At 66.9% G+C, this 8,041-nt stretch carries 6 protein-coding genes, 1 tRNA gene, 1 pseudogene and 1 other annotated feature; of the genes and pseudogenes, 2 read left to right on the top strand and 6 right to left on the bottom strand.

Features of this window, described 5'->3' with window-relative positions; all coding sequences use genetic code 11:
- Positions 1-71: 71 nt before the first annotated feature.
- From LDQ05_RS13865 to LDQ05_RS13840, 6 genes and pseudogenes are all read right to left on the bottom strand, one after another.
- A pseudogene (locus LDQ05_RS13865) lies at positions 72-1,076 on the bottom strand (IS3 family transposase); the annotation flags it as partial.
- Positions 671-789, bottom strand: a sequence feature (AL1L pseudoknot). It overlaps the preceding pseudogene by 119 nt.
- 1,051 nt (positions 1,077-2,127) lie before the next feature.
- Positions 2,128-2,742, bottom strand: coding sequence for a hypothetical protein (locus tag LDQ05_RS13860; protein ID WP_226437542.1), 615 nt, complete (start codon positions 2,740-2,742; stop codon positions 2,128-2,130).
- A complete protein-coding gene (locus tag LDQ05_RS13855; RefSeq protein WP_226437541.1) occupies positions 2,739-2,930 on the bottom strand; it encodes a hypothetical protein in 192 nt (63 codons plus the stop codon). Before LDQ05_RS13855 ends, LDQ05_RS13860 begins: the two co-directional genes overlap by 4 nt.
- A gap of 103 nt (positions 2,931-3,033) precedes the next feature.
- Positions 3,034-3,106, bottom strand: a tRNA-Arg gene (locus tag LDQ05_RS13850).
- Between the two features lie 112 nt (positions 3,107-3,218).
- Positions 3,219-3,935: a DUF305 domain-containing protein gene (locus LDQ05_RS13845; RefSeq protein ID WP_372461110.1), complete on the bottom strand. Its 717-nt coding sequence runs from the start codon at positions 3,933-3,935 to the stop codon at positions 3,219-3,221.
- Between the two features lie 2 nt (positions 3,936-3,937).
- Complete coding sequence (locus tag LDQ05_RS13840) at positions 3,938-4,771, bottom strand: thioredoxin-like domain-containing protein (RefSeq protein WP_226437540.1); 834 nt, start codon at positions 4,769-4,771, stop codon at positions 3,938-3,940.
- A gap of 179 nt (positions 4,772-4,950) precedes the next feature.
- Here LDQ05_RS13840 and argS point away from each other — a divergent pair, with 179 nt between their 5' ends.
- Positions 4,951-6,603, top strand: coding sequence for an arginine--tRNA ligase (gene argS / locus LDQ05_RS13835; RefSeq protein ID WP_226437539.1), 1,653 nt, complete (start codon positions 4,951-4,953; stop codon positions 6,601-6,603).
- Positions 6,600-8,018 carry a diaminopimelate decarboxylase gene (gene lysA / locus LDQ05_RS13830; RefSeq protein ID WP_226437538.1) on the top strand — a complete coding sequence of 473 codons (1,419 nt, stop codon included), beginning with the start codon at positions 6,600-6,602 and terminating at the stop codon, positions 8,016-8,018. The genes argS and lysA overlap by 4 nt, the downstream gene beginning before the upstream one ends.
- Positions 8,019-8,041 lie beyond the last annotated feature (23 nt).

The raw sequence follows: 8,041 nt of genomic DNA, 5'->3' as shown, positions 1-8,041 counted from the left end.
CCGATCCGCCGCCCACTGCCGTCGGGCACCCACCGGCGCCTGGCGTGTCTGCTTGTTGCTGTGTCCCATCGCACACCTCCGTCATCGAGGTGTTGCGACGACCGATTGAATCCACCCTGACTGCCCGCATCGGAGTGATGTACCAAACCTGTTGCAGTAAAACAGGAATCGATCCTTCGACGGGTGAACAACGCCTGCTCGGGAACGCCGGACACCAGCGGCGTGGTCTTCGATGTCATGACCCGCCAACCCAAGATCCGGCGCGAGTAGACGTCGACCAGGAACGCGGTGTAGACGAACCCGGAGAGCGTCCAACAATAGGTGAAGTCGGCGACCCACCACTGGTCCGGACGCTGCGGTAGATCCCACTTCCGCTCGACCAGATCCGGGTGCCGCGGTGCGCGATCGTCCCGCTTGGTCGTGATCGTGTGATGCCGTCCGCGGACCGCTCCCACGATTCCGACGATCGCCATCAGGCGGGCCACTTGATCGCGCCCCATCCCGTGACCAGCGCGTTTCATCGCTCGCCAGAGTTTGCGGACACCGTGGACGCTTCTGTTGTCCACGTAGACCGTGTGGACGGCGTTCGCAGCGTAGGCGTCAGCCAGGTCCGCCTCGGAGACATATCCGCGCTGCTTGGCCTTGTAGTAGGTGGACGGGGCGATCGTGACGCCGTGCTCGGTGAGTACGCGACAGATCGGGTCGACCGGCGAAGCGATCCTTGTGAGCGTCGATGTAGTCGACGATCACCGAAGTCGGCGGTCGACCTCCGCCGCCGCGAAAAACGCACTCGTGGTCTTCAAAATCTCGTTGGCCCGGCGTAATTCGGCAACCTCCTTGCGGAGTCGCCGTACCTCGCTGGCGTCGACGGCTTCACCCGAAACGGACACCGTCGGCGCGTCCGCACTGTCGGCCGCCTCGATCCAGTTCCGTAGCGTCGCCGGTTTGATGTCGAGGAGTTCGCCGACGTGGCGGCGGGCTCCGAGCTTGGGCTCTCCGGACTCGCGGATCCGGTCTCGGTACATCCGGACGGCACGCTCCCGGGTCTCGGTGTCGTACTTCTTCGGTGCAGGCATACCAGCATTCTCCTTGCTAGATCAGGAGCCTCCACCTCGTCCAGGGCGGTTCAGTTGTTGGGTGCTCTGGAACCAGGAGCGGCCCGAGGACGATCCGGATCGGTGGTTGTGGACAGCTGCGACGCCCACGCTGCCGGCGACCGACGCCGCCGGGCAGATCCACGACCGGTCTCAGGTGATCCTGCCGGCCACGTTCGTCGGCCTGGGGCTCGATCCATCCGTCGCTCACCGACCACGACGATGGCGGCGGGTTCGGGGTGTAGGAACACCTTGGGAGCTGCCCACCACGCGCACAGGCCGGGCGGGGAGCGTGGACAGGTCGTCGAGCGCGTGAACTGGTGCCGTCCCGCTCTTCCGATCTCGACGTTCTCGTTTCAGTACCGAAAACCCGAGGAGCGATGCGCTGCACACCGAGATCAAGTAGGCCGAGACCGAGGCCTTCGACGATCTCCTGTACCTGTTGATCCTTGGTCAACATCGATTATCCTCCGGGCCGGCACTTGCAGAGCAGAGAGACAGCTCCCGCCAATTTGCTCGAGTGGAACCGGCAGGTGGTATGTCGCGACATTGGTCGCGCAGATGGTGTCGGAGTGGGGGAATGTGCATGGGCCCGGATGGCATCAGTGCGACGTCGCACGACAAGGCGACGAATCTCTGAGAGATGCGTGCTGGACAGAGCTGGAAACCTGTTCTCAGACGTGGTGGAGATCAGCCTCGTCGAGAGCTGCCAGTACGTGCCCCGTCCGTGCCTCTCGTCGACGAGGACGATCCCGAGGTGGTTGCCGAGCAGTTGAAGGCCGCCCGTAAGGCTGTGGCGGCACGCCGATGCGCCCGCAATACAACCGTGTAACCGAGGCGGGTCGGGCCGTGTGCGGGATGGGGACGTAGATGGCATCGACAACGAAGACGCGGCGCCGCGCGACGGAGAACTGTGACCGGCCGGCTGCATTCACCACGCGGACCAAACCTGCCTGATGCAGACTGTCTCGACAGGATCCTGCGTGCCGTCACCCTCGAGTTTCGGGTGGAGTGGAGTTGTCGCCGTGGCGTGTCAGTTCTCGTTGTCGAGGGCGGCGTCGGCCACTTCCTGGAGTCGTTCGAGGACGGCCTGCGCGAACCAGCGGTTGTGGTACTGCTCGTACGGCCCCTTGCCTCTTGCTTCCAAACGGTCCGCGAGAGCGCGGATGGGCCGGAGGTCGTCCAGCAGAGTCGTGAACTGTTCGATCGATTCGTCGTCGAGGATCCACAATCCGATGACGGTCGCGTCTCCGTCGGCCGACGCGAGCCGGCACGGTTCGAAGGTCAGGGCGGGGTACTTCTCCGACAGCCCAGCCACAGGGAGCTGCGTGCAGTCCTCGAGGGCGGAGGTGGACACGTAGACGCGAGCCCACATCCGCGCGAGCTCGTCCTCGGTTTCCGGAGGCGCCGCCGCGTACAGGACCTCCATCGGTCCGATGTTGAGCGTGAACGCCCGCGCGCCACCGTTCGTCGCCGGTAGGCAACTGAGCGTCCAGCGCTCCACCTCGGCGGCGGCGGGATCGTCGAATGCTGCGTCCAGGTACAGCGCGACGAGGTCGAGGTACAGGTCGAGGAAGTCGGGGTTGCTCTCGAGCTTGCGGAAGCTCTCTTCCGAAGCGGACGGGTTCGTCATGTGTTCCTTGCTCACTCGAAGTAGTCTTCGTCGAGACTTGCGCGCGCGAGATCTTTCGCGGCAGGTTCCGCGTCGCGGCCGCGGAGCTGCTCGATGAGAACGAGACGTTGCTGCTCGGCATCCTCGAGCAGGTCGTCGAGGCAGTCGAGGACGTCGAAGAATCGCAGCCGCTCGGAGGGCGCCGCGGGGGTGTGAGTGCTCATCGGTAGACCTCTCGTGAGGTCTCGAACCCGGTTGAATCTGCACGTGATCTGCGCGGGGGAGGTGAGTCAGGGGTTGTTGCGCCCCTGACCTGCACCGACTCTGTGCCCTCGGCAGGATTCGAACCTGCGACTTCTTGCTCCGGAGGCAAGCGCTCTATCCCCTGAGCTACGAGGGCGATCCACTCGCCGGTGGGGGACCGGCGTGCGGGAGTTAGCCTAGCGCATGTTCGCCCCAACGCCACATCGCCTGGTCAGGCATGGTTTTCGAACCCGACCAGGCGGCTGTGGTCAGTTCAGGGGCAACGGTACGGCTCCGCGGTCGGCGAGCATCGACGTCATCAACTGCGACTCGCCGACCTGGGTGTCGACCATGGTCTGCGCGAGATTGCGGACAGCGGCGATGCTCGCGTGCTGCGCGCCGTACTCCATCATCGGGAGCCCACCCTCGTGGTGCCGCAGCATCAACTGCAGGAACAGCACGTCGAGGTCGGTGCCCGTCGCCGCGCGGAGGTTCGCGAGGTCGTCGGACGAGGCCATCCCCGGCATCCGCTGCATGCCGGCGGCGTCGTGGCCCGATCCGTCCGCCCCCGTGGAACCGTGGCCGTGACCTGTGTCCTCGGCCATCCACTGCATGTAGTCGCCGGCCGGGAGCGGTGGTCGACCCCACAGCGTCAACCACCCCTGCATCTGACCGAGCTGGTTCTGCTGGGTGGTGAGGATGTCGTACGCGAGGTTGCGCACCCGCACGTCGTCGGATCCGGTGAGAGCGATCGCGGCCATCTCGATGGCCTGATCGTGGTGGACCGACATGTCCTGCGCGAAGCCGACGTCCACGGACCCGGCGGCGGGAGTCGCCGGCTGCGTGTCCTCGAGCGGCATCCGCGCGAGGAACCCGAGGAGAAACCCGACGGCGAGGGCCGCGACCGCGACGAGCGCGATCCACGCCGAACGGTTCCGTCCGCGATCGTCCGATGCGGGGGAAGCGGAATCCGGGGAGGTGTTCACGGTCAGCTCCCCGCGGGGGCCTGCATGTCGGCAGGGAACTGCTCGCTGCCGTCGACCGTACCGCCGTCCATCGGCACCGCACCGGCGCCGGGCGCGCTCGGATCGAACGGCGGGGGGTTCGCCGGATCGAACGACGCCGGGATCGTCGAGCAGCTCGCCCCGACCTCGGGGTAGGTGTACTGGTTCAGGCGCAGCGACTCGATGAAGTGGTCGATCCGCTTGTCGTCGGCGTTGTCCACCTTCAACTGGTGCCCCCACGACTGCAGCGAGATCGGAGTGTCGAGACCGGGGTACGGCGACATCATCATGTAGGTGCGGCCATCGACCTTCGCGGCGAGTGTGTCGCGGGCGGCGTCGTCGACGAGATCGGGGTTGTACGCGATCCACACGGCGCCGTGCTCGAGGGAGTGCACCATGTTCTCGGTGCGGACGGCCTGCTCGTACACCGTGCCCGTGCAGGTGGCCCAGATCGAGTCGTGCGGCCCCCCGAACGGCGGGCTCTGATCGTAGGCGACACGCTGGGTCTCGGTGACGTGCTGACCGGCCGGGTAGTCGATCGTGACGACACCGTCGATGGCCAGCGACGGATCCCGGTTCGACTCCGACGGTGTCCAAGCCGCGAGTTCCTGCTGGTCCTGGTATTTCGGCACGATGTTGACGGCGATCACGGCGATCAGTGCGAGGACTGCGACGGCACCACCGATGAGGGGCCACGGCACCTGCCGTTGTTTCGGCAGGCCGCGGGCGGTGCCGCTCTTCTTGGCGGCCTTGATGGCCTTCGACGATTTCGCGCCGGTGTTCTTTCCGGAACGACCGTTGTTCGAACCGCTGGGCATCGGTGGGTGCTCTTTCGACGGTGGGACGGACGGTGCACGAACCCGACATCGGACGTGGCCGCACGCCGCCGGTCGGGGTGTGCGGCGCACCGCCGGTCGGTACGCACCGACAACTGTACGGGCGCCGCGTATGGGGCAGCGTCCGCGCCGTTTCCCGGCAGCCAATAGGATGGACACCCGTGACTCCTGCCGATCTTGCCGAACTGCTCCACGGAACCGCCGCGAGGGTGCTCGCCGAGCGTGGTCTCGACGCGTCCGTCCTCCCCGAGACCCTCACCGTCGAACGTCCGCGCAACCCGGAGCACGGCGACTACGCGACCAACGTCGCGATGCAGGTCGCGAAGAAGGTCGGGGTGGTTCCGCGGGACCTCGCGACCTGGCTCGCCGAGGCGTTGACCGCGGCCGACGGCATCGACTCCGCCGAGGTCGCGGGCCCGGGATTCCTCAACATCCGGTTGGCTGCCGACGCGCAGGGCGCCATCGTCTCGAAGGTCCTCGCCGAGGGCGACGCATACGGCTCCGGTGATGCGCTCGCCGGTCGCCGCATCAACCTCGAATTCGTCTCCGCGAACCCCACCGGACCCATCCACCTGGGGGGAACCCGCTGGGCGGCGGTCGGCGACGCGCTGGGACGTGTCCTCGAGGCGCAGGGCGGTGACATCACCCGCGAGTACTACTTCAACGACCACGGCGGGCAGATCGATCGGTTCACCCGGTCGCTGATCGCGTCCGCGCAGGGACTGCCCGCCCCGGAGGACGGCTACGCCGGCGACTACATCGTCGAGATCGCGAACTCCGTCGTCGCGCAGCGCCCCGACGCCCTCGACCTGCCCGAGGACGAACGCCACGAGGTGTTCCGGTCGATCGGCGTGGACCTGATGTTCGCGCACATCAAACGCACGCTGCACGAGTTCGGTGTCGACTTCGACGTGTACTTCCACGAGAACTCGCTGTTCGAATCCGGAGCGGTCGACAAGGCCGTCGAGACCCTGAAAACGTCGGGGAACCTGTACTTCGACGACGGCGCCTGGTGGCTCAAGAGCACCGACTACGGCGACGACAAGGACCGCGTCGTCATCAAGTCCGACGGCAACGCCGCCTACATCGCGGGCGACATCGCCTACTTCCAGGACAAGCGTTCGCGTGGCTTCGACCTGTGCATCTACATGCTCGGTGCCGACCACCACGGCTACATCGCGCGGCTGAAGGCCGCAGCTGCCGCGTTCGGTGACGACCCCGACACCGTCGAGGTCATGATCGGTCAGATGGTCAACCTCGTCCGCGACGGCCAGGCCGTGAAGATGAGCAAGCGCGCCGGCACGGTGATCACCCTCGACGATCTGGTCGAGGCCATCGGCGTGGACGCCGCCCGCTACTCCCTCGTGCGCTCGTCGGTGGACCAGGGCATCGACATCGACCTCGCGTTGTGGGCGTCGGCGTCCAACGAGAACCCGGTGTACTACGTGCAGTACGCCCACGCGCGGCTGTCGTCGATCGCCCGCAACGCCGCCGAGCTCGGTCTCAGCGGCGACGGTGCCGATCTCGCGTTGCTCACCCACGACCGCGAGGGCGAGTTGATCCGCACCCTCGGCGAATACCCGCGGGTCGTGGCGAAGGCCGCCGAACTGCGTGAACCGCACCGGGTCGCGCGGTACCTCGAGGAACTCGCCGGCACCTACCACCGCTTCTACGATGCGTGCCGCATCCTGCCGCAGGGCGACGAGGAACCGGGCCCGCTGCACACGGCCCGTCTCGCGCTGTGCGCGGCGACCCGCCAGGTGCTCGGCAACGGACTCGGTCTGCTCGGTGTCGGCGCCCCGGAGCGGATGTGAACGCGCACCCGGCCGGACCCCGGCACGCAGAGATCCCGCACGCACCCGGGCTGCCCGAACGACCCACGCCCGCCGAACTGAACACCCTGCACACCAACGTGTGGCCGCGCGGCACCGTGCGCGGCGACGACGGCGTGGTGAGCATCGCCGGTGTCGCCGTCACCGACCTCGCCGAGCAGTACGGAACCCCGCTGTTCGTCGTGGACGAGGACGATTTCCGGTCGCGTTGCCGGGAGATCGCGGCGGCATTCGGACCCGACGCGCGCGTGCACTACGCGTCCAAGGCGTTCCTGTGCACGGAGATCGCACGGTGGGTTCACCAGGAGGGGCTGTCGCTCGACGTCGCGTCCGGTGGGGAACTCGCCGTGGCGCTGCACGCCGGTTTCCCCGCCGAGAAGATCGCGATGCACGGCAACAACAAGTCGCTCGTCGAGTTGCGGACGGCCGTCTCCGCGGGTGTCGGGCACATCGTGCTCGATTCCCTCGCCGAGATCGACCGGCTCGACGCGATCGCCGGTGAACTCGGGATCGTGCAGGATGTGCTGATCCGCGTCACCGTCGGTGTCGAAGCCCACACCCACGAGTTCATCTCCACCGCACACGAGGATCAGAAGTTCGGTCTGTCACTGGCCGGGGGCGCAGCGATGAACGCCGTACGCCGGGTGTTCGCCACCGACAATCTGCGTCTGGTGGGTCTGCACAGTCACATCGGATCGCAGATCTTCGACGTCGACGGGTTCGAACTCGCCGCGCACCGTGTCATCGGTCTGCTCCGCGACATCGTCGCCGAGTTCGGCGTCGACAAAACATCCCAGCTGCACATCGTCGACCTCGGCGGTGGCCTCGGGATCTCCTACGTGCCGAGCGACGACCCGCCGCCCGTCGCGGATCTCGCCGCGAAACTCACCGACATCGTCCGTACCGAATCGTCGCTGGTGGGGCTGCCCACGCCGACCCTCGCGGTGGAACCGGGACGCGCGATCGCCGGCCCGGGCACGATCACGCTGTACGAGGTCGGCACCGTCAAGGACGTTGCTGTCGCCGCCGGCCACAGCCGCCGCTACATCAGCGTCGACGGCGGGATGAGCGACAACATCCGCACCTCGCTGTACCAGGCCGAATACGAATCGCGGCTGGTGTCGCGCGCCGGCGAGGGCGACCCCGTGGTCGCTCGGGTCGTGGGGAAGCACTGCGAAAGCGGCGACATCGTCATCCGCGACACGTGGATGCCCGACGACGTCGCGGCCGGTGACCTACTGGCGGTGGCGGCGACCGGTGCATACTGCTATTCGATGTCGAGCAGGTACAACCTGCTTCCACGTCCTGCCGTCGTGGCCGTCAAGGACGGCGCCTCGCGCGTCCTGCTGCGTCGGGAAACCGTCGAAGATCTGCTGAGCTTGGAGGTTACGGAGTGACCAGCACAACGGTGGCCGGAGTG

Origin of the sequence: Rhodococcus yananensis (assembly GCF_020515525.1) — a bacterium.
Taxonomy (GTDB): Bacteria; Actinomycetota; Actinomycetes; order Mycobacteriales; family Mycobacteriaceae; genus Rhodococcus; species Rhodococcus yananensis.
This window is presented reverse-complemented; position numbering and strand designations above follow the sequence as displayed.